The following is a 19,391-nucleotide window of genomic DNA, read 5'->3' as shown; positions in this document are numbered from 1 at the left end:
GAGCCGACATGGGCTAAGGTGGAGCGCGTGGCAGATGATCGACCAATTATTGTTGGCACGGATGGCTCGATCCGCGCACGATACGCTGTACTCGAAGCCGCGCGGATCGCGCGGATGTACTCACGTCCGCTCCGTATCGTGACGGCCCATTCGCCCCTCTTCGCGATGACCGCCTTCGATCCCGAACCGACCTCGGATGAGATCGAGAGGCTCGAAACGATCCTGCGAGATTCTCGCGACGCAATCAGGGACCGATTCGGCGATATCGACATCGAGACCGAGTGGAGCGTCGGCGACGCGGCCACGGTTCTCGTCCGTGCCAGCCGCTACGCGTCAGCCGTTGTCGTCGGTGCACGCGGCCAGGGCGCCGTTCATCGCATGCTCGTCGGCTCAGTGGCGACGAAGGTGGCAACCTATGCTGACTCGCCGGTCTATGTCGTGAGAGCGGGAGAGTACAACCCCGACGGTCCGGTCACGGTTGGCCTCGCCCCCGAGGGGCCCGCCAGGCGCACGCTCGATCTCGCGATGGGAGCGGCACGCGCCGAAGGCACGTCCCTCCGGGCGCTCCGGGCACATCAGCACTCTGCGGCTGGACTGTGCAATATGCCGGAGGGCGACCATAAGGAGAGCCTGCGCCGAGACATCGCGGCCTCCGTCCGAGACAGCGAGGCACTGTTCACGGAGGTCTGCGCGAACCATCCCGACGTGCACGCCACGTTCGTCCACATCCAAGCGCATGCGACCGACTGCCTGATCGACGCGTCGCGAATCTCGCGGCTCGTCGTCGTCGCGCCCAACGGCCGCGGCCCCGAGGAGAAGACGCTCGGCTCGGTTGCGCTGGCCGTCCTCCACCACGCGCCCGCGGTTCTCGTCGCGCGGTGAGATGGACGGGAGTGCCGAGGCGCCCCGAGGTTTCGTAGACTGGCCTGGTGAGTATTCCATTCCGCCCGGCATTGGCCGGCTTCGAGCCCTACGGTGCACCCCAGCTGGATGTTCCCGTGACGTTGAACGTCAACGAGAACCCGTACCCGCCCAGCCCGGCCATGATCGCCGATATTGCGGAGGCTGTCGCTGAGGCCGCGACGAACCTCAACCGCTACCCGGACCGAGACTTCCTGGCCCTGCGGGAGGATCTTGCCCGCTACGTCGCAGGTGAAGCCGGAGTCGCTCTTCGTCCCGAGCAGATCTGGGCGGCGAACGGCTCGAACGAAGTCATGCTGCATCTCCTCCTCGCCTTCGCGGGTCCCGGGCGGTCCGTCATGTCGTTCGCGCCGACGTATTCGATGTATAGCGAATATGCTCGAGACACGAACTCGACATGGCACGAGCTGCCCCGCCGGGCGGACTTCTCCCTCGATCTCGACGCTATCCCAGCCGACATCGCCAAGATCCGCCCAGCCGTGATCCTGCTCGCCAGCCCCAACAATCCGACGGGGACTGCGCTGCGCGAAGCCGAGCTCCGCACGGTGCTCGAGGCCGCCCGCGGGCAGGGCCCAGAAGATGCTCCGGGGACGGATGCTCTCGTCGTCGTCGACGAAGCGTATGGCGAGTTCCGTCGGGAGGGCGTCCCATCAGCTTTCGAACTTCTGTCGGACTACGACAATCTCGCGGTGTCTCGGACCATGTCGAAGGCGTTCGGGGCGGCAGGGCTGCGTCTGGGCTATCTCGGCGCGGCGCGGGACGTCATCGATCAGCTTCGGATCGTCCGCCTGCCCTATCACCTGTCTGCCATCACCCAGGCGGCGGCACGGGCCGCCCTCCGCCATGCGGACAGTCAGCTGTCCCAAGTCGCGGGGCTTCGCCGCAGCCGCGACAGTATGGTCGAGCGGTTGAATTCGTTAGGCTTAGCGACAGCACCAACCGACGCGAACTTCGTCATGTTCGGGACCTTCCCGGACAGGCACGCGATATTCGCCCACCTTCTCCGCCGAGGCATCCTTATCCGAGAGGTCGGTCCCGAAGGCTGGCTGCGAGTATCGGTCGGAACACCCGAGGAGAACGACGCATTCTTCTCGGCACTGGAAGAGGCAATGGAATGAGAACGGCAACAATTCACCGCGAGACGAGCGAATCGACGATCACGCTGACACTGAATGTCGATGGGGACGGCACATCGAGCATCGATACGGGCGTGCCCTTCTATGACCATATGCTGACGGCTCTGTCCCGGCATTCCCTCATCAACCTCGACGTGCACGCACGCGGGGATATCGAGGTGGATGTCCACCACACCGTGGAGGACACGGCGATCTGTTTCGGGGAGGCGCTTCGGGAAGCACTGGGGGATAAGCGCGGGATCCGCCGCTTCGGCGATGCCACTGTCCCCCTCGATGAGGCCCTCGCACGTGCGGTCGTCGACATCTCCGGCCGCCCCTACCTCGTCCACGATGGCGAGCCGGCCGGCCAGGAATACCATCTCATCGGGGGACACTTCACGGGCTCGATGACACGGCACGTGTTCGAGTCCATTGCCTTCCATGCCGGTATCTGTCTCCATGTCGACGTGATTCGCGGGCGGGACCCCCACCACATCGTGGAGGCACAGTTCAAGGCATTGGCACGAGCTCTCCGCATCGCAGTCGAGCCGGACCCGCGCGTCACCGCCATACCCTCCACGAAGGGATCCTTATGAGCTCCTCGAAGCGGTACGTCATCGTCACCCCGTTCACCAAGGCCGATGTGCTTGCGGGGATCTGCAAGATCCAGGGCCTCGATGTGTGGATCGTCCCCTCGAAGCAGGGCGCGATGGTCGTCCACGATCTGCCCGTGCCGGTCTTCGACGACTGGGACATTTCCGAGCTTCTCGGCGGGAGCGCCAAGCCCGCTGACGATGAGCAGAGCGAGGAACCAGCAGCGGACACCCCAACCCTGTCGGCCGATGATCACGAGGGCGTGGCCAAAGCCCTGGCCAGACTGTCCCGGGCTGGAGTCATCCTGCTCACGTCGGAACTGGGCGAAGACGTCGGCCACGAAGAGGGCGTATCAGGTCTCGTCACGGCACTCGTCTACGACTCGAACGGCACAGCATCCGACACGCCCGCGGGTCTCATCGTCGCAACGGGGGAGGACATCCTCGAAGATCTCCTCCTGGGCCACAAGGATCCAGAAAAGGTAGCGGGCGCGATACGGTCGGGCGAGATCGACACGACAGCGATCGAACGCCTCGCGGAGCGAGGGCCCGATACGCCGCTTCCGCCCCGCCGTCCCCGCCGATTCTTCGGGAAGGACAGCTCGTGAAGGTCGTCGTCTTCGACTACGGCTCCGGCAACGTCCACTCCGCAGTCCGCGCCCTCGCGCAGGCGGGAGCCGATGTCGAGCTGACCGCCGATCAGGATCGCGTCATGGCGGCGGACGGGCTCGTCGTACCCGGAGTGGGTGCGTTCGACACGGTGGTCGATCGTCTGCGGCAGCGCCGCGGGGATCGTTTCATCGAGCGCCGTCTCGCGGGCGGCATGCCGGTCCTGGGGATCTGTGTCGGCCTTCAGGTGCTCTTCGAAGGATCGGAGGAGCACGGCAGCACGAAGCCGGGTCTCAACCAGTTCCCGGGCCGTGTCACGAAGCTCGACTCGCCCATCATCCCCCACATGGGATGGTCTCCGATCTCCGCCCCCGAGGGCTCGACATTGTTCCGGGGGATCGAGAACGAACGGTTCTATTTCGTTCACTCCTACGGTGTCCACACCGACCCCGCAGCCCAGGCTGACCCGATTTTCGATGCACCACGCGTCACGTGGGCAGACCATGGCGGGCGATTCGTGGCCGCAGTCGAACAGGGCCCCCTGTCCGCCACCCAATTCCATCCAGAGAAGTCCGGCGACGCTGGCCTGGCACTTCTCCGCAACTGGCTTACGAGCCTTAAAGGATCACGATGACAGCACCACTTCAACTCCTTCCCGCCATCGATGTCGTCGACGGCAGGGCCGTACGGCTCCTGCGCGGGGAGGCCGGAACCGAGACGGGCTATGGCGATCCCAAGGATGTGGCCAAGGACTGGGTCGCCGGCGGCGCGACCTTCATCCACCTCGTCGACCTCGACGCGGCGTTCGGCCGGGGCGATAATCGTGACCTCATCCGCGAGATCGTGGCCGAATCGACTGTCCGCATCGAGCTCTCCGGCGGCATCCGCGACGACGAGACCCTGTCCGCAGCCCTCGATGCTGGCGCGACGAGAGTCAACCTGGGCACCGCCGCACTGGAAGATCCGGCATGGACGGAGCGTGTCATCAAAGAGTATGGCGATCGCATCGCTGTCGGGCTCGACGTGCGCGGGCACACCCTGTCCGCTCGAGGCTGGACGAGGGACGGCGGGGAACTGTTCGAGGTCCTCGACCGCCTCAATGCTGCCGGATGTTCGCGCTACGTCGTCACCGATGTCGCCAAGGACGGGACGATGGAGGGGCCGAACACGGTCCTGCTGTCCGAGGTGTGCGCCCACACGGACGCCCCGGTCATCGCCTCCGGGGGAGTGTCCTCCCTTGCCGACATCGCCGCCCTGCGAGCATTGACAGGCGAAGGCGTCGAGGGTGCCATCGTCGGCAAGGCGCTCTACGCAGGCGCCTTCACTCTCCCGCAGGCTATCGAGGTGGCGGGGGAGCAGTGAGTCTCGCACAGGATAAGCTCCGCCCCAACCCGTTCGCCGGAGACACGGGAGACATCGACCCCAGGCTGGCGGAGGCTCTCGACCATGATGACTTCGCTCCGCGTCTCGAAGCGATCATTGCGGTGATCGCGGACGTCCGCGTCCTCGTCCCCGTGCTCGCGCACGAACACCCCGGCCGGACCGAGAGCGGCGGAGTCGTGGCGCACGGCGGGATGGAGAAAGACCCGTGCACGGCTGCCGCGATGCTGGCCGTCGAAGCACCGGATGGTCGTGCCGCCATGCCGATCTTCTCCTCTGTCGCCGCCCTCCATGCCTGGAATCCGAGCGCCCGGCCCGTTCCCGTCCACACCCAGAACGCCGCGATCGCCGCTCTCGCAGAGGCCGACGGCTTGCTCGTCCTCGACCCGGGGTCCGACCGGCCCATGCTTCTCGGCCGGCCCGCCGTCAACGCACTCGCCACCGGGGAGACGTGGCGCCCGCCGTGGAAGGATGACGAGCTTCCCACGATTCTTGCCAGGGCGCTTGCGGGGATCGACGGTCTGAAGGGCCTTCAGATCACTCCCGGGCGGAAGGCCGAGACGGCGATCGTTCTCGCAGTCGATGGATCTGCACCGCGCGAGCAGGTCTCTGCCGCCCTCGCTGAGGCGAGCCGGCGGCTCGCGCACATCGACGAGCTCCAGCATCGCCTCGACTCGATCGAGCTCGTTCCCGCACGCACGGCGTAACGAACGCCACTGAAACCCGTACCCCTCCGTGCCACATTGCACAGGGGTGCGGGTGCAGTGTTCTGTTAGACTGGTTGGCGACCGACCGGTCAACGGACCGGGACGCAAGCGGAGAGATCCCACCTGGGTGCCTACGGCACCGGGTTATGAGAGTCGCGGGGACAGTCATGTCCCGTGATACCTCTGCTCCGTGCGCGTACACGTCGAGACGACAGAGGAGCAATTATTAACGAACCAAGAGTCAACGAGCGGATCCGGGTGCCCAAGGTACGTCTTGTCGGCCCCGCCGGCGAGCAGGTTGGTGTAGTCCGCGTTGAAGACGCACTACGCCTTGCACAGGAAGCCAATCTTGATCTTGTCGAGGTTGCACCGAACTCTGAGCCGCCTGTCTGCAAGCTCATGGATTACGGCAAGTACAAGTATGAGGCCGCGATGAAGGCCCGCGATGCTCGTCGTAACCAGGTCAATACGCAGCTCAAGGAGATCAGACTTCGCCTCAAGATCGACACCCACGACTACGAAACCAAGAAGGGTCACGCAGAGCGTTTCCTCAATGGTGGCGACAAAGTCAAGGTGATGATCCAGTTCCGTGGACGCGAGCAGTCCCGCCCGGAAATGGGAGTCAAGCTGCTTCAGAGGATGGCCGACGACCTCGCCGAGCTCGGCACCATCGAATCCCACCCCCGCCAGGATGGCAGGAACATGGTGATGGTGATCGCCCCGCTCAAGAAGAAGTCCGAAGCGAAATCCGACCAGCGTCGCCGCCGCGAGGCAGAGCGCGAAGCGCGCCGGGCCGACAAGGCCGACTAACACTCCCTGACCACGGGGACACCCGTGGCTGACGAAAGAGGAAAATACCCATGCCTAAAATGAAGACGCACTCTGGTGCCAAGAAGCGCTTCCGCGTTACCGGTTCCGGCAAGGTCATGCGCGAGAGGGCTGGCAAGCGCCACCTGCTCGAGCACAAGCCCTCCCGCCGTACCCGCCGCCTGTCGAACGACCAGGTCCTCAGCCCGGCAGATGCCAAGAACGTTAAGAAGATGCTCGGCCGCTAAGGCTGAAAAGGAGAACTAGATCATGGCACGTGTCAAGCGCGCAGTAAACGCCGCCAAGAAGCGTCGTACCGTACTCGAGCAGGCCAGCGGCTACCGCGGCCAGCGCTCGCGCCTTTACCGCAAGGCGAAGGAACAGGTCACCCACTCGTTCACGTACAACTACCGCGACCGCAAGGTCCGTAAGAACGAGTTCCGCAAGCTGTGGATCTCCCGCATCAACGCGGCAGCCCGCGCCGAAGGCATGACGTACAACCGTTTCATGCAGGGCCTGAAGCTCGCCGAGGTTGAGGTCGACCGCCGCATGCTCGCAGAGCTCGCGGTCAACGAACCCGCAGCGTTCAAGGCACTCGTGGAGACCGCTCGCGCGGCACTCCCCGAAGATGTCAACGCCCCCAAGGGCGAAGCAGCCTGAATCTGTTGAGGCGGGGCCGGCACATGCCGGCCCCGTTTTCGTCTACTCGAAGGACACCATGCGTAAATACCACGACTCGTTGACGGGTCAACTCCAAAAGGTCCAAGGCCTGTACACGGCCAAGAGCCGCTCCACCTATTCCCAGGAGATCGCCGAGGGCCCGCAGGCTGTCCGAGAAGCCCTCACCTGGGCGAAAGATCGTGTCCGCGATATCTATGTGACGGAGGACGTTCTCGACCGTTATCCCGACATTGAGGCGTTGACGGCGAACCATTGGACACATGTCGTCCCCGGCCCGGTCCTCCACCAGGTCTCCTCGGATTGCCAGGGTGTGCTCGTCGTCCTCAACACGGCCCCCACGCCCAGCCTCGACGAGGTCTTCGCGGATACTGAGCTCGTCGTGCTCGGTGTTGAGATGCAGGACCCGGGCAACGCCGGGACTCTCATCCGCACGGCCGATGCGGTCGGCGCCGGCGGTGTCCTCTTCACGTCCGGATCCGTCGATGTGAACTCCCCGAAAGTGATCCGCTCAGCGGCCGGCTCGACCTACCATCTTCCCGTTGCGGGCGGCCTCGATCCCCGTTCGGTTATCGCCCGTGCCTCGCGCGAGGGCTTCCAGGTTCTCGCGACGGACGGGCACGGCGAGGTGACTCTCGGCGGGCCGGGACTCGACCTGGCTCGTCCGACCCTGTGGATCCTCGGCAACGAGGCCCGCGGTCTCGGCTCGGACATTCTCGGGCGCGCCGATACGACTGTCGCGATTCCGATTCCGGGTCAGGCAGAGTCATTGAACGTTGCCACCGCGGCAGCGGTATGCCTCTACGCGAGCGTCTTTGCCCGCCAGTCCTAGACCTCGACTACTCTTGACGTGAGCGAGAGGAGAGCGGTGGTTTCACGATCGACAGCAGCGGCATGGGGTGTGGGCGCGGTGTTCGCGGGCTCCCAGGTTCTCGTACGGCGCGCCCGTCGCGTTGCACACCAGCGACGCCCCTACGCGAGGTATTGGGAGTATCGCAATCTTGCCGTTGTGGAGAAGCTTGCCCGCAATCGTGACGCAGGGATACCTGACCCACTCATCTATATCGCGCTCGGCGATTCGGCGGCGCAGGGTCTCGGCGCGAGTTCCGTCATCGACGGGTACGTGCCGCGTCTGGCTGCAGCGCTGGGCGACATGACTGGGCGGGAGGTTGCCCTTATCAACCTCTCCGTGTCCGGCGCCGTTATCCCGTCCGTGCTCACCCACCAGCTCATGGCCGTGCAGGGCCTGGAGTGCCAGGAGGGAATCGTTCCCGATATCGTCACGTGTGACATCGGTGGCAATGACGTGGGGTATGGGATGGACGTGATGTCGATGTCTGACCTGGTCCAGTCACTGACCGCATCCCTGCCGGACGGAACATACCTGGCCGACGTGCCGAGCTTCGGGCCCACCCCGAGCGGCCGCCGGGCGCGGGAGATCTCCGAGATGATCCACAGCTATGGAGAGCGGGACGGGCACCATATCATCCCGCTCGAGGAGTTCACTGCCGGCCTGCCGCTGCCCACCTACCTCTTCGGCTTCCATGCCACAGACTTCTTCCACCCCAATACTCATGCCTATCAGCATTGGGCCCAGATGTGGGTGGACGCCATCGCGCCGGATTTGAACGCGCCCACTGTCGACGTGGCTGACGTAGCCGCCTACCAGCCCTGGGCTTAGAAAGGAAACCTGTTGTCTTCACTGTTCTCCCCCATCACCATCGGATCCGTGACTGCGCGTAACCGTGCCTGGATGTCTCCCATGTGCCAATACTCGGCCGCGCCTGCGGGGGAGGAGATGGGGAGGCCTACCGATTGGCACGATGTCCACTACGCATCGCGCGGATGGGGCGGCGTCGGTGCCGTGATCGTCGAAGCCACGGCGGTGACTCCCGAGGGTCGCATCTCGCCCTTCGATCTCTCCCTGCATTCGGACGACAGCATTCCTTCTTTCGCTCGTCTCGCGAAACTCATCCGTTCAACGGGCGCCGTTCCTGGGATCCAGCTCGGACATGCTGGGCGCAAGGCATCCGGGCCCCGTCCGTGGGATGAGGCGCGGCTCGTCTACCCGTCATCGTCGGAGATCGGATGGGAACCGGTTGCCCCGTCCGCGATCGGGTTCTCGGACATGTATATGGAGCCGCGCGAACTGTCCGATGGGGAGATCACTGCTCTCATCGAATCCTTCGCCCAGGCCACGAGACGAGCCGTCGAGGCCGGTTTCGAGATCATCGAGCTGCATGGAGCCCACGGCTACCTCATCCACCAGTTCCTCTCGCCCCTGTCGAACACTCGCACCGATCGGTGGGGCGGGGACTCGAGGGCCGCTTTCCCGCTCGCGGTGCTGGAAGCAATGCGGAAAGAGACCCCCGGGGCCCTTGCGATCCGAGTCTCGGCAACCGACTGGTGCGAGTTCGTCGACGACAGGGCGGGGTGGACGGTGGCAGACACCGTATCCTTCGTCCGGGAGGCGAAGGATCTGGGTCTCGACTTCGTCGACGTGTCCTCAGGCGGCAATGTTCCCGATGTGCGGATCCCTGCAGGGCCCGGATATCAGGTTCGCTTCGCCCGGGACCTTGCACAGACCGGTGTGCCGACGGGAACCGTCGGTCTCATCACCGAGGCGGTGCAGGCCGAACAGATCGTTCGCGAAAGCGCCGATGTCGTCCTCCTCGGACGCAGCCTGCTCTCCGACCCCTACCTGCTCCAGGCGTGGCGGACACGGCTTCGGGAAGAACCGGCGATGGCGCAGCCCTACCATCGCCAGCTCACCCGGTACTGACCCACCGCCGAGATCGGCCTCGACGGCCCGGCGCAGGCTACAGTCCGTACAGGACGCGCACGAGCTCGTCGAGGTTCTCCTCCACGGCCGCAGCGGCAGCCACGGTGAGGGGCGAGAACGTGAAGGTGTCGGGGTTCTCGGCCACATGCTGCTGCGCTGCCTCGAAGGCGGCCTTGTCGGCGTACGTGTAATAGTTGATCTTTCGGACGCCCCTGCGAATGCAGTCGCGATATTCGGATGCGCTGAGACCGGACCCGCCGTGCATGACGATCGGCACGCCGGTACGGGAGCGCAGCGTGTCGATGAGATCGTAGTTGAGGTGCGGTTCCGCCCTATACAGGCCGTGCACCGTCCCGAACGAGCAGGCGAGCGCTGTCACGCCGGAATCGCGCACGAAAGATTCGGCACGATCGGGATCCGTGTAGAGTGCCTGCGCGCTTGCCTCTGTGCGGCCGTCCTCGCGGCCCGGCATGACGCCCAGCTCGGCCTCGACCCCGTAGCCGTACTCGTTCGCAAGAGCGACAACCTCTCGTGTCACCGCAAGGTTCTCCTCGTACGGGAGCACCGAGGCGTCGATCATGGCCGAGTTGAAGCCGACGTCGAATCCGCGTTTCACGTAGTCGAAGGACTCGCCGTGGTCGACGTGGACGACGAGAGGCACCTCCGAGCGTCGAGCGAGTTCCACCATGGCAGGGCCGATGTTCTCGATCGTGTTGATGGGCTCGTGAACCTCCGCGTGCTGGAGGATGAGGGGGACGCGATGGCGTTCGGCAGTGCGGATCGCCGCGAGCAGCATTTCGAAGGTCGGCGTGTTGACCGCCGCAATCGCACAGTTCTTCTCTTCCGCGTAGGCGAGAGCATCGTGGAGGCTGATAAGCATGATATGTCCTTGACGTGTGGCCGTTCGAGCGGACCCTCGTCGGCCCGCTTAGATCGACACTACCGCCGCCGGCCGGCGGCGATGTGGGACTGTTGATCTGTCTCAGACATGAGGCGAGGCCCCTGACATACTCGAACCGAGACACGCAGTCCGGTCGCAGTATGCCAAGGGCCCCGCCCCGGTCTGTCCTACGCGAGTGCCTTCAATGCGTTGAAGGCTGCCCGTGCGTTCTCGATGGGACCGGCACCGGCAGCCGGCTCCTCATCGAGCATGATGTCCTGCTCGAGGACGTAGTAGCCGTCGAAGCCTGCGTCCTTGAGGGTGGCAACGATCGTCGGGAAGTCGATATCGCCTTGACCGACGGGGGCGAACATGCCAGCCTTGATGCCCTCACCCCATACCATTTCGCCGGTGAGGAGCTTGTCTGTCATGTCCTTGTGCAGGTCTTTCGCATGAACGATCGAGACACGGTCGGCGTACTTCTTCGTGAGCTCGACAACGTCGGCTCCACCGCACGCCAGGTGACCCGTGTCGAGACATAGTCCGACGCTCGAGTTGTCGAGCACACGCTCGACCTCGTCGATGTTCTGCACCATCGTGCCCCAGTGGGGGTGGATGCAGGCCTCGATGCCGCGGGCGGCACACGCTTCGGAAATGCGATCCATGTTGGCGAAGAGCGTCTGCCACCCTTCGTCGTCGAGGACGGGACGATCATCGTAGCCCTCCTGGCCGGAGTCGGCAGCGAGCACGAGGTACTTGCCGCCAGCAACCTCGAACGCATCGAGTTCGACGTTGACGGCCGGAATGGGGTCGATGTCGGGATCGTGCATGACGGCGAGGAAGAACGAACCGACGGGCTGGAGGCCGTACTCGGCGACAACCGCTGCGCGTGCCTCTGCTTCGACGGGCAGCCAGCCCTGGGGGCCGAACTCGGTCGCTGTCAGGCCGATCTCCTCCATTTCGGCCAAGACGCGCTCCGGCGCCATCTGGTATCCCCAGTTCGGTACTTCACATACGCCCCAGCTGATGGGGGCTCCGGCGATCTTCATAGTCAATCCTTTCGGCAACGCTGCCAAGTCAGAGGGTGATGATGGTGCCCGTGCGTGCCGACTTCTCGGCCGCCTCGGCGATGATGAGGGCCTTGCGACCGTCCTCGATCGTGGGGGAGGGCTCGCGGCCCTCAGCGATAGCGGACAGGAACTCGCTGAGCTCGTTCGTGTAGGCCTGCTCGTAGCGCGCGAGGAAGAAGTCGAGGTAGGGATCCTGAGCATCCGTCAGGTCGCTTGTCGATACGCGGACCGTTGTCGGCCTGACATTGTCGGCGTTGACGGTTGCACGGTCACCGAACACCTCGAGGCGCTGGTCGTAGCCGGACGCGCAGTGGCGGGAGTTCGTGATCGTCGCCGTTGCGCCCTCGGCATTGGCGAGGGTGACGATCGCGCCATCGAAATCGCCCGAGTCCTTGAGCGCCGGATCAAGGTTCTGACCGATGGCGACAACGGACACGACATCGCCGAGGAAGTAGCGGGCCGTGTCGAAGTCGTGGATCGTCATATCCTTGAAGATGCCGCCCGAGGAGGCGATGTACTCCACGGGGGGAGCGGCCGGGTCGCGCGAGATAATGGTGACCTGCTCGACCTTGCCGACGGTTCCGTTCGCAGCCAGTTCGTGAATCTTCTGGAACGACGGATCGAAGCGCCTGTTGAAGCCGATCATGACGACGGGGTTCAGTCCCTCGAGGTCCTTCTCGAGCTGGTCGACGGTCTCGATGTCCATGGCGACAGGCTTCTCGCACAGCACCGGCTTGCCGGCCTTCACTGCGGCGAGAATCTGCTCGGGATGGAAGGGCGTGGGGGAGCAGATGATGACCGCATCCACCTCGGGGTCCGAGAGGACATCGTCGGCGCTGACGGTGAAGCGCGCACCATAGCGGGCGGCCAGGGATGCGGCTGCCTGCTCGATCGGGTCGGAGATGACAACGAGAGTGGCATCGGGGTGGGCTGAGACAGAACGGGCGTGGACCTGCGCGATGCGACCAGCTCCGATAATGCCAATTTTGATCACGGTAGTTCGATTCTCTTCAGGGTGGATGGGTTTACGGTGCGGGGAGGATGATGTTGCGGACGAGCACGTCAAGATCGTTGTCGGCTGCGAGGAACTGTCGGAGCGTCTTCGCGGCGGGGCCGAACGATTCGAATTCTTCGACGGTCATCCCGTCCTCGTCGTAGGCGCGGTTGAAGTCAGGGATGCGGCGGAGCTGCTCGATGTAGTACTCGGAGACGGGGCGGGACATCCGCTCCTCGACCACATAGTCGGAGTTGTTGACGTTCTCCTGCCACACGAACGGCGGGGAGACGACGAGATCGCCGCCCTGGAACTCAGTCCAGTGGAACGGGTTGCGGAATGCGGCGACGAGCAGGCGGGAGGTGTATCCGCGCTCCTGGAAGATGCCGTAGGCCTTCTTGACGGCCGCGATGCCCGCCCATTCGAGGGCGGAGTGGTCGATGAAGAGGTTGTCGCGGGCGACGACGGCCTTCATCCAGTCATCGAGGCGGCCCACCATGATCGTGACGACCGGTCCCATGCGGGACACGTCGTGCCCGGCGGCGCGGCGAGCATCCAGTCCGCGCTCGATCGCGGCGGCCGCCTCGAGCGCCTGCGGGACCGAGAAGGAGACGGTGACGTTGATGGAGACGCCGCGTGTCGTCGCATCCTCGATGGCTTCGATGCCGGTCTTCGTCGCGGGAATCTTGACGACGATGTTCTCGGCCAGGTGATGGAACTCTTCGGCCTGGTCAGCGAGAGCCTTCGCGCTGCGGGCCAGGCGGGGATCCGTCTGGACTGACAGTCGACCATTGCGGCCGTTGCTCGCGTCGAAAGCAGGCTTGAGGAGGGCGGCCGCTTCGACCGACATGTCCTTGACTGCCTGCCATCCGATCTCTGACTCGCTCCACGTCGGATTGCTGTCCGCGATCGCACGAATCCTCGGCGTCCAGATCTCGGGGTGCTTGCTCAGCGTGGCGTATGCGATCGCCGGGTTGCAGGTTGCGCCGACGCCGCCGAACGAGATGGATTGCTTGAGCTCATCGAGATCCGATGAGTCATTCCACAGCACCGTGTCGAATGCCTTGGAGGCCTCCAGCAGAGGCCCGTCAGTGTACTGAATTTCGCTCATGTCATGCTCCTGAAGTAATCCACTCTTGCCGGCCGCCGCCGTTGGGGGCCCGTGGTTCGCACTTCCAAGATTACTGACAATGTGAGAACAATGTCAATCATATGTGCGGACAAATATGCGTGTGTTGTCCGCATTCGACCTAGTCTGCGACGAGAGGAATTGTCACGTTGTACTGCGTGGCATCGTAAAGATGCTTGCCGAACTCGACCACCTCGCCGGAGACCCCGTAAGCGGTGCGTTCGATTGTCATGAGGGCGGATCCGACCTCGATGCCGAGAAGCTTCGCCTCGCGTTCGTTCGCGACACGGGCCCCGATCGTCTGCACGCCCGTCGCCATCTTGACGTCGCGCTCGGCGAGGCAGCGGTAGAGGCCCTTCTGCGAAAGCTCTGTCAGGGAGGGCGCAATGTGGGATGGAATCGTGTTGTGCATGATGCCGAGCGGAGTGTCGTTGATCCACCGCAGGCGCTCGATCGTGACGATCTCGTCCCCGACCTTGCAGGCGAGCTTGGCGGCCTGGTCCTCGTCCGCAAGCTGAACCTGGTAGTACACCACCTCGGTACGCGTCTCGAAGCCGGCCGCCTCGAGGTCGTCGTTGAGCGAGGTGAGGCCGATCTGGCGGTGAACGTGGGTGGGGGTGACGCGCGTGCCCACGCCGCGGCGCCGCACGAGGAGCCCGCCGTTGACGAGCTCCTGGAGAGCACGCCGCGTCGTCGGGCGCGAAACCTGCAGGCGCTGCGCGAGAGAGACCTCGTCCTCGATGAGGCGCCCCGGCTCGACGGCGCCGGACATGATGAGCTTTGTCAGCGGCTCCGATATCTGCTGGTAGAGCGGAGTAGTCGAGGTCCTATCGAGCGTAATGTCGGCAATATAGGGGATATCGAGAGATGTGTCGGTCATGGCGCTCGTCTTCTTTACGTCGTTGGTAGTTAACATTAAGCACGCAGATTTTCCGTTTGTAAAGCACTTTTAGCATGCTCCTTGGCGGACGTGATTGCTCTGTATGTTAGGACATTGTGTTGACTACCGCTAACAAGTGGATGATGATAGTGGGGTACCTCCCTCGACGTTGCGGAAAGGAGTCGCCGTGTCGGCACATATCGACGTTCTGACGATCGGGCGATCCGGCGTCGACATCTACCCGCTGCAGGTCGGTATCGGCCTCGAGGAGGTCTCCACCTTCGGGAAGTTCCTCGGCGGTTCACCGACCAACATCGCCGTCGCGGCAGCCCGTCTCGGACACACGGCCGCCGCCATCACCGGCGTCGGGGACGATCCGTTCGGGCGCTTCGTGCGCAACGAGATGCGCAGCCTCGGCGTCCGTGACGACTACGTCGTCGTCAACCGGGACTTCAACACTCCGGTCACCTTCTGCGAGATCTTCCCGCCCGATCATTTCCCTCTCTACTTCTATCGTGAGCCGTCCGCCCCGGACCTCCAGCTTCGCCCCTCCGACATTCCGGGCGATGCGGTGCGGGACGCGCACGTCTTCCTCCTGTCCGGCACGGGACTGTCCCAGGAGCCCTCGAGGTCCGCCCATCGCCACGCGCTGTCCGTGCGGAACAAGAAGGGATGGACGATCGCCGACCTCGACTATCGGCCCATGTTCTGGGAGAGCTCCGCAGTCGCCTCCCGTGAGATCTCCTCCATCCTCGACCGTGTCAACGTGGCGGTCGGCAATCGTGAGGAATGCTGGGTCGCCGTCGGCGAAGACGATCCCGATCGCGCCGCGGATGCTCTGCTCGAACGCGGCGTCGAGATCGCCATCGTCAAGCAGGGCCCGAAAGGCACTCTCGCGAAAACAGCCGACGAACGGATCGAAGTCCCCGTCACCGAGGTCAAGACGCTGAACGGTTTGGGGGCGGGGGACGCCTTCGCTGGAGCACTCGCCCATGCCCTCATCGAGCAGTGGGATATCCCGAGGGCTATCCAGTTCGCCTCGACTGCCGGTTCCATCGTCGTCTCCCGGCTGGAATGTTCCGCGGCAATGCCGCGCGAGGACGAAGTGTTCGCCCTCATGGCACAGCACCCTCGGTCCGCTCCCGTCGTCAGGCCGCGGACATGATCGAGATGGCCGATCTGACTCGTATCAGAGCGTACGAGCCCACTGCTATCCAGACCGCCCTCGAATCGCGCACCCCGGGGCCCGGCCCGCTGGATGGTCGGAAGTCCATGATCATCGCCTGCGATCATCCCGCACGCGGCGCACTCGGCGCAGGAGAGGACCCGCGGGCGATGGGGAACCGTGGGGAGCTGCTCGCGCGATGCCAGGCCGCCTTGGCGCGTCCGGGAGTGACGGGTTTCCTCGGAACTGCGGACATGATCGAAGATCTCGTCCTTCTCGGCGCTCTCGAGGGGAAGAATGTCTACGGTTCGATGAATCGAGGGGGCCTCAAGGGCGCACGATTCGAGATGGACGACAGGTTCACGTGCTACGACGCGGAGGGGATCATCCGTTCCCATCTCGATGGCGGCAAGACCCTGACGAGGATCAACTTCGATGACGACGCGACGGCCGACACTCTCGAGTCGACGTCCCAGGCTGTCGATGCTCTGGCAGACGCCGGCAAGCGCATCATGATCGAGCCCTTCATCTCCCGCTGGGAGGGGAAGCGCATCGTCAACGATCTCTCGACTGATGCTGTCATCACGTCTATCGCCATCGCCGCCGGCCTGGGACGAACCTCCGCCTACACGTGGCTCAAGCTACCCTGTGTGGCGGACATGGAGAGGGTCATGGCGGCGACGACACTACCGGCCCTCATCCTCGGCGGCGAAGTGTCCGAAGATCCGGACGCCATGTTCGAGGGCTGGTCGCATGCACTCGCCCTCCCCAATGTTCTCGGCCTCGTCGTCGGCCGATCCTTGCTGTACCCGCCCGACGGTGATGTCGAGCGGGCCGTTGATCAAGCTGTGGAGCTGCTATGAATGACAATGACACCTACGTAATCCGGGCGGGAGAGACCGCTGACGGGCCCTTCGACACGGTTATCACCACCGAACGTGCGGGCTGGGAGTTCTGCTCCCTCCGAATCCTTGCCCTCGAGGCGGGGGAGAGCCGCGAAGTCGACACGGACCGGGCCGAGCTCCTCGTCCTGCCGCTCTCGGGCGCCGCGACCGTGACCGTCGACGGTTCGACATACGAGCTGGAGGGACGCGACTCCGTCTTCACGAACATCACGGATTATCTGTTCGTCCCGCGCGGCAAGACCATGACGATCACCGCCACGCGCGGAGGCCGATTCGCCCTGCCCGCGACGACAGCATCGAAGGACCTCCCCGTCCGCTACTGTCCTCGCACCGATGTCAAGACCGGCATCCGAGGCTCCGGCATCATGACCCGACAGGTCAACAACTATGCCCTCGGAAACGACGTCGAGACATCGCACCTGCTCGTCTGCGAGGTGCTCACTCCGGGCGGCAACTGGTCCTCGTATCCTCCCCACAAGCACGACGTGCACTCGGATGACGAACGAGTCCTGGAAGAGATCTACTACTTCGAGATTCGCGATGGTGGGCCAGAACGCGGCACTGAAGGCTTCGGCCTGCAGCGCGTCTACTCCTCTCCCGGGAAAGAGATCGACGTGTGCTCCGAGGTGCGCAGCGGCGACACCGTCATCGTCCCCTGGGGATACCACGGACCATCCGTCGCGGCCCCGGGCCACGACATGTACTACCTCAACGTCATGGGCGGGCCGTCCGAGGACTCGACCTGGCTCATGACAGACGACCCCTGCCACACGTGGCAGCGACAAGCCTGGGAAGGGGACGACATCGATCCCCGCGTCCCATTCACACCACTCAATGAGGAGAACTAAATGACCGTCGAGACAGTACGGCTGACCGTCGCGCAGGCAACGATCCGCTTCCTCGTCAACCAATACGTCGAGCGAGACGGCGTGGAGCAGCGCTTCTTCGCCGGCACCTTCGGCATCTTCGGCCACGGCAACGTGGCCGGCATCGGGCAGGCCCTCCTCCAGAACGAGCTCGATCCGGAACCGGATGGCGGCTCCATGCCCTACTACATGCCGAGAAACGAACAGGGCCAGGTCAACGCCGCGGCAGCTTTCGCCAAGGCGAAGAACCGCCTCCAGACCATGGTGTGCACGTCCTCCATCGGCCCGGGCGCACTCAACATGGTCACCGGCGCAGCAGTCGCGACGACCAACCGCGTCCCCGTGCTCCTCCTGCCGTCGGACCAGTTCGCCACCCGCACACCCGACCCCGTGCTCCAGCAGATCGAGAACGCGCAGACGCTCGACACCTCCGTCAACGACGCCTTCCGCCCCGTCTCGGTCTTCTTCGACCGCATCAACAGGCCCGAGCAGCTCCTGCCCTCCCTCATGCAGGCCATGAGAGCCCTGATCGACCCCGCCGATACTGGTGCCGTGACGATCGCGATGCCGCAGGACGTGCAGGCAGAGGCCTACGACTTCCCCGTCCAAGCCTTCGAGAAGCGCATCTGGCACGTCCGCCGCGACCCGCTCGAGAAGGCGGCCCTCAAGCGGGCTGTCGATCTCATCTTGGCATCGAAGCGACCCCTCGTCATCGCGGGCGGCGGAGTGATCTACTCCGAAGCCTCGGAAGAGCTCCGAGCCTTCGCGGCAGCTACCGGAATCCCCGTCGCCGACACCCAGGCAGGCAAGGGCGCCATCAACCACGACAGCCCCCAGTCTGTCGGCGGCGTCGGCTCCACGGGCGGCGATGCCGCAAACCACCTGGCCGACGAGGCAGATCTCATCATCGGCATCGGAACGCGGTACTCGGACTTCACGACCGCATCGCGCACCCAGTTCAAGAACCCGGACGTCACGTTCATCAACGTCAACACGAAGCCTTTCGATGCCGTGAAGAACGGTGCTGAAATGCTCGTGGCAGACGCACGCGAGGCACTCGTCGATCTCACCGAGGCGCTCGCGGACTACCGTGTCTCCGACGAGTACGCCGCCCGGATCGCCAGCGAAAAGGCCGCCTGGGAGAGGGCGATCGATGAGTGTTATCACGTGGGCAACGCACCTCTCCCCGCCCAGACAGAAGTCTTCGGCGCGCTGAACGAGATGATGGGGGATGATGACGTCCTCATCAACGCGGCAGGATCCATGCCGGGTGACCTCCAGGCGCTATGGCGGGCGAAGACCCCGGTCCAGTATCACGTCGAGTACGCCTTCTCGACGATGGGGTACGAGATACCGGCGGCCATGGGCGTGAAGATGGCGCTGCCGGATTCCGAGGTGGTCGCGATCGTGGGTGACGGCACCTACCAGATGCTGCCGATGGAGCTGGCAACCATCGTCCAGGAAGGGCTCAAGGTGATCTTCGTGCTCCTCCAGAACCATGGGTTCGCCTCGATCGGAGGGCTCTCCGAGTCCCGCGGCTCGCAGCGGTTCGGTACCCGTTACCGGATGGGAGGGGGGAACCCGCACGTGACCGACGGGGAGCTCATTCCCGTCGATCTTGCGAAGAATGCGGAATCGTGGGGCGTCGACGTCCTCAAGGTCTCGACGATCGCAGAGTTCAAGGAGGCCTACCGGGTGGCAGAAGCCGCGACACGGGCCACCCTCATCTACATCGAGACGGACCTGTACGGCCCCAATCCGCCGTCGTCGTCCTGGTGGGATGTGCCGGTGTCCGAAGTTTCTCGGATCGAGTCGACGCAGCGCGCCTACGAGGAGCACATCGCGAACAAGGCACCCCAGAGGCACTACTTCTGAGAGCATGTCGGGGAGGCGGGCGGAATACTCCGCCC

At 64.3% G+C, this 19,391-nt stretch carries 22 protein-coding genes; 17 read left to right on the top strand and 5 right to left on the bottom strand.

The genetic code is table 11. From position 1 onward, the window contains the following. The first annotated feature begins 27 nt into the window (after nt 1-27). From H2O75_RS06315 to H2O75_RS06255, 13 genes are all read left to right on the top strand, one after another. Entirely contained in the window at nt 28-882 is an 855-nt protein-coding gene (locus tag H2O75_RS06315; protein ID WP_182169761.1) for a universal stress protein, read from the top strand. Between the two features lie 44 nt (nt 883-926). After that, a complete protein-coding gene (locus tag H2O75_RS06310) occupies nt 927-2,039 on the top strand; it encodes a histidinol-phosphate transaminase (protein ID WP_182175005.1) in 1,113 nt (370 codons plus the stop codon). Next, a complete protein-coding gene (gene hisB, locus H2O75_RS06305; protein ID WP_182169758.1) occupies nt 2,036-2,632 on the top strand; it encodes an imidazoleglycerol-phosphate dehydratase HisB in 597 nt (198 codons plus the stop codon). The genes H2O75_RS06310 and hisB overlap by 4 nt, the downstream gene beginning before the upstream one ends. Further along, nucleotides 2,629-3,237 carry a hypothetical protein gene (locus tag H2O75_RS06300; protein ID WP_182169755.1) on the top strand — a complete coding sequence of 203 codons (609 nt, stop codon included), beginning with the start codon at nt 2,629-2,631 and terminating at the stop codon, nt 3,235-3,237. The genes hisB and H2O75_RS06300 overlap by 4 nt, the downstream gene beginning before the upstream one ends. Continuing rightward, nucleotides 3,234-3,872 carry an imidazole glycerol phosphate synthase subunit HisH gene (gene hisH, locus H2O75_RS06295; RefSeq protein ID WP_220462704.1) on the top strand — a complete coding sequence of 213 codons (639 nt, stop codon included), beginning with the start codon at nt 3,234-3,236 and terminating at the stop codon, nt 3,870-3,872. The genes H2O75_RS06300 and hisH overlap by 4 nt, the downstream gene beginning before the upstream one ends. After that, nucleotides 3,869-4,600 (top strand): bifunctional 1-(5-phosphoribosyl)-5-((5-phosphoribosylamino)methylideneamino)imidazole-4-carboxamide isomerase/phosphoribosylanthranilate isomerase PriA, encoded by a 732-nt coding sequence (priA, locus tag H2O75_RS06290; RefSeq protein ID WP_182169752.1) that lies wholly within the window; start codon nt 3,869-3,871, stop codon nt 4,598-4,600. The genes hisH and priA overlap by 4 nt, the downstream gene beginning before the upstream one ends. Further along, nucleotides 4,597-5,325 (top strand): SseB family protein, encoded by a 729-nt coding sequence (locus H2O75_RS06285; protein ID WP_182169749.1) that lies wholly within the window; start codon nt 4,597-4,599, stop codon nt 5,323-5,325. Before priA ends, H2O75_RS06285 begins: the two co-directional genes overlap by 4 nt. A 174-nt stretch (nt 5,326-5,499) precedes the next feature. Next, nucleotides 5,500-6,135: a translation initiation factor IF-3 gene (gene infC / locus H2O75_RS06280; RefSeq protein WP_259365202.1), complete on the top strand. Its 636-nt coding sequence runs from the start codon at nt 5,500-5,502 to the stop codon at nt 6,133-6,135. A 50-nt stretch (nt 6,136-6,185) separates the two neighbouring features. After that, the gene (rpmI, locus tag H2O75_RS06275) at nt 6,186-6,380 is read left to right on the top strand and encodes a 50S ribosomal protein L35 (protein ID WP_182169746.1); all 195 of its coding nucleotides are present in this window, start codon (nt 6,186-6,188) and stop codon (nt 6,378-6,380) included. A 22-nt stretch (nt 6,381-6,402) separates the two neighbouring features. Then, a complete protein-coding gene (gene rplT, locus H2O75_RS06270) occupies nt 6,403-6,792 on the top strand; it encodes a 50S ribosomal protein L20 (RefSeq protein ID WP_182169743.1) in 390 nt (129 codons plus the stop codon). Between the two features lie 58 nt (nt 6,793-6,850). Further along, a complete protein-coding gene (locus H2O75_RS06265; protein ID WP_182169740.1) occupies nt 6,851-7,642 on the top strand; it encodes a TrmH family RNA methyltransferase in 792 nt (263 codons plus the stop codon). A 36-nt stretch (nt 7,643-7,678) separates the two neighbouring features. Continuing rightward, nucleotides 7,679-8,491 (top strand): SGNH/GDSL hydrolase family protein, encoded by an 813-nt coding sequence (locus H2O75_RS06260; protein WP_182169737.1) that lies wholly within the window; start codon nt 7,679-7,681, stop codon nt 8,489-8,491. Nucleotides 8,492-8,503: 12 nt separating this feature from the next. Next, the gene (locus H2O75_RS06255) at nt 8,504-9,592 is read left to right on the top strand and encodes an NADH:flavin oxidoreductase/NADH oxidase (RefSeq protein WP_182169734.1); all 1,089 of its coding nucleotides are present in this window, start codon (nt 8,504-8,506) and stop codon (nt 9,590-9,592) included. Between the two features lie 37 nt (nt 9,593-9,629). Here the strand turns inward: H2O75_RS06255 and H2O75_RS06250 are convergent, their stop codons facing one another. From H2O75_RS06250 to H2O75_RS06230, 5 genes are all read right to left on the bottom strand, one after another. Further along, complete coding sequence (locus H2O75_RS06250) at nt 9,630-10,472, bottom strand: class II fructose-bisphosphate aldolase (protein WP_182169731.1); 843 nt, start codon at nt 10,470-10,472, stop codon at nt 9,630-9,632. Between the two features lie 188 nt (nt 10,473-10,660). Then, nucleotides 10,661-11,521 (bottom strand): sugar phosphate isomerase/epimerase family protein, encoded by an 861-nt coding sequence (locus tag H2O75_RS06245; protein ID WP_182169728.1) that lies wholly within the window; start codon nt 11,519-11,521, stop codon nt 10,661-10,663. A 28-nt stretch (nt 11,522-11,549) separates the two neighbouring features. Then, nucleotides 11,550-12,536 (bottom strand): inositol 2-dehydrogenase, encoded by a 987-nt coding sequence (gene iolG, locus H2O75_RS06240; RefSeq protein ID WP_182169725.1) that lies wholly within the window; start codon nt 12,534-12,536, stop codon nt 11,550-11,552. 31 nt (nt 12,537-12,567) lie between these two features. Next, entirely contained in the window at nt 12,568-13,647 is a 1,080-nt protein-coding gene (locus H2O75_RS06235) for a transaldolase family protein (protein ID WP_182169722.1), read from the bottom strand. 139 nt (nt 13,648-13,786) lie between these two features. Beyond that, entirely contained in the window at nt 13,787-14,545 is a 759-nt protein-coding gene (locus H2O75_RS06230) for a GntR family transcriptional regulator (protein WP_182169719.1), read from the bottom strand. A 187-nt stretch (nt 14,546-14,732) separates the two neighbouring features. On the opposite strand from H2O75_RS06230, the gene iolC reads away from it, so the two are divergent. The 4 genes from iolC to iolD are packed head-to-tail and all read left to right on the top strand — an operon-like array spanning nt 14,733 to nt 19,356. Beyond that, nucleotides 14,733-15,710, top strand: coding sequence for a 5-dehydro-2-deoxygluconokinase (iolC, locus tag H2O75_RS06225; protein WP_259365201.1), 978 nt, complete (start codon nt 14,733-14,735; stop codon nt 15,708-15,710). After that, a complete protein-coding gene (locus H2O75_RS06220; RefSeq protein ID WP_182169713.1) occupies nt 15,707-16,573 on the top strand; it encodes a Cgl0159 family (beta/alpha)8-fold protein in 867 nt (288 codons plus the stop codon). Before iolC ends, H2O75_RS06220 begins: the two co-directional genes overlap by 4 nt. Next, the gene (iolB, locus tag H2O75_RS06215; protein ID WP_182169710.1) at nt 16,570-17,463 is read left to right on the top strand and encodes a 5-deoxy-glucuronate isomerase; all 894 of its coding nucleotides are present in this window, start codon (nt 16,570-16,572) and stop codon (nt 17,461-17,463) included. The genes H2O75_RS06220 and iolB overlap by 4 nt, the downstream gene beginning before the upstream one ends. Further along, nucleotides 17,464-19,356 (top strand): 3D-(3,5/4)-trihydroxycyclohexane-1,2-dione acylhydrolase (decyclizing), encoded by a 1,893-nt coding sequence (gene iolD, locus H2O75_RS06210; RefSeq protein WP_182169707.1) that lies wholly within the window; start codon nt 17,464-17,466, stop codon nt 19,354-19,356. The last annotated feature ends 35 nt before the right edge of the window (nt 19,357-19,391 follow it).

The organism is Flaviflexus equikiangi, assembly GCF_014069875.1.
GTDB lineage: Bacteria > Actinomycetota > Actinomycetes > Actinomycetales > Actinomycetaceae > Flaviflexus > Flaviflexus equikiangi.
The sequence above is the reverse complement of the archived record's forward strand: the minus strand, read 5'-3'. Positions and strand labels throughout refer to the sequence as shown.